Origin of the sequence: Streptomyces sp. NPDC059534 (assembly GCF_042743475.1) — a bacterium.
Taxonomy (GTDB): Bacteria; Actinomycetota; Actinomycetes; order Streptomycetales; family Streptomycetaceae; genus Streptomyces.
In genome coordinates this window covers 101,454-103,199 of sequence record NZ_JBHWAQ010000031.1, presented here as the reverse complement: position 1 = coordinate 103,199, position 1,746 = coordinate 101,454, and the positions used below count along the sequence as shown (strand labels likewise).

2 protein-coding genes are annotated in these 1,746 nt (G+C 73.1%); both read right to left on the bottom strand.

From position 1 onward, the window contains the following. Positions 1–162: 162 nt before the first annotated feature. Positions 163–909: an N-acetyltransferase gene (locus tag ACFVZH_RS30600; protein ID WP_384902337.1), complete on the bottom strand. Its 747-nt coding sequence runs from the start codon at positions 907–909 to the stop codon at positions 163–165. Between the two features lie 97 nt (positions 910–1,006). Beyond that, positions 1,007–1,711 (bottom strand): HNH endonuclease family protein, encoded by a 705-nt coding sequence (locus ACFVZH_RS30595; RefSeq protein ID WP_384902335.1) that lies wholly within the window; start codon positions 1,709–1,711, stop codon positions 1,007–1,009. Positions 1,712–1,746 lie beyond the last annotated feature (35 nt).

The following is a 1,746-nucleotide window of genomic DNA, read 5'->3' as shown; positions in this document are numbered from 1 at the left end:
TCCCTGTCCCCCTCACGGGCGCGGCGTGCGGCGCGAGGCCCCCGCCCCCAAGGCCCGTCGTGACCCCCGCCTGCCCCGCCCCGCCCGCGGGCGGGGGGGGGGCCCCCCCCGGGGGCCCGGCCCCGCCCCACGCGCGTGCGTGTGCATGCGTGCGTGCGTGCGTCAGAGACGGTGGCGCACCCACACGTTGGGCTCGACGTAGACGGCGTAGCCGCGGGTGGCCTGGCAGTGGACCGGGACGAGCGCGCCCTCGACCTCGACCGGGCCGTCCGCGTCGAAGGGCAGACCCGTCCACTTGCGCCACTGCTCGACGGAGCCGGAGACCGTCATCGAGGCCGCGGCCACCGACTCGATCCGGCCGCCCGCGCGGACGTGGACGCGGAGCCATGGGTCGTGCGGCAGGCCGTCGCTCTCCCGCGTGCGGAAGGCGTACTCGTGGATCGAGGTCCCGGACTCCAGGTGCTTGCCGTTGGGGCGGACCGGTGCGACGACTTCGGCGAAGCCGCGCGCGGCGGCGTTGTCCCGCATGGCGGCCAGCATCCGGTGCGAGACGCCCCGGCCCAGCGCGGTCGTGTCGACCGTGATCTCGATCGCGCTGACGGTGTCGGCCTCCCGGCCGTGCTTCAGGTCGGAGAAGGCCCAGAGCAGCACCTCGTCCCAGCCGCGCGCGGGCAGTTCGCGACGGCCGTCCGTGTCGAGACGGAAGGGAACGCTGAAGCCCCGGGCGACGACCTTGCCGTCGGTGTCGGTGGCCACCAGGACGAACTCCGGCAGTTCGCGCACGATCCGTCCGATGTTCGCCCAGCCGACCGGGTCGTACATCATGAACTCGGGCCAGAGGTCGGCCATGCCCCACATCGGCCCTTCCAGTTCGGGGCGTTCGGCGAGGGTCGATATGTTGAGGTCCATGCAGGCAGGATAGGGATCGCTGCCTCTTACACCAACCGAGTTTTCCGCCGGTTCCGGCGCGGGATTTCCCGACAGGAATTCCCGGCCGGGCTCCGCGTCACGGAAGTTTCTGCTGCGGGCAGGCGGCCAGGACCCGCTTCATCGCGTCCCGCTCCCCCTTCGTCACCCACACCCCGTACTTCTTCTTCACCGCGATCTGCCGGGCCACGTAGTCGCAGCGGTAGGCCCTGTTCGGCGGCAGCCAGGTCGCCGCGTCGCCGTCGGACTTGCGGCGGTTCGTGGACGCGTCGACGGCGAGGAGGTTGAGCGGGTCGTTGGCGAAGCGGCGCCGGGTCTCCCCGTCCCACTTCTGCGCGCCCTTCTGCCAGGCGTCGGAGAGCGCGACGACATGGTCGATGTCGACCTTGCTGCGGCCCCGCGCGTAGGAGATGGCGGCGCCCGTGTACGGGTCCTCGGCGAGGGTGCCGGAGGCGACCTTGCAGCGGCCGTCGGTGAAGCGGACCCCGGTCAGGTCGCGCTTGAGTATGTCGTCGCGGGTGCCGCAGCCGTTGCCGTCGACGTCCACCCAGGCACGGCCGAACTTCTCCCGCTCGTAACCGGTCCTGGGGGCACGGCCCTTGACGGTGAGGGTGTCCACGGCCGCCAGCGCCGTGCCGCGCGCGGCGGGCCTGCCGCCCGAGCCGCCGCCGGGCTCCGGGGTGCCGGTGCCGGGCGAGCAGGCGGTGGTGACGAGCGCGGCGGCGACGAGCGCCGTGGCGGCCAGGGTCCTTCGGCGGGTGCGATACGTCCGTTGTGTGAACACCTCGGCATCCTAGGCGGCGTCCTGCCGATCGGGCC

Bases quoted from the DNA above. Each gene is read 5' to 3' on its own strand.
- ACFVZH_RS30600 (WP_384902337.1), bottom strand. From the start codon at position 909: ATGGACCTCAACATATCGACCCTCGCCGAACGCCCCGAACTGGAAGGG.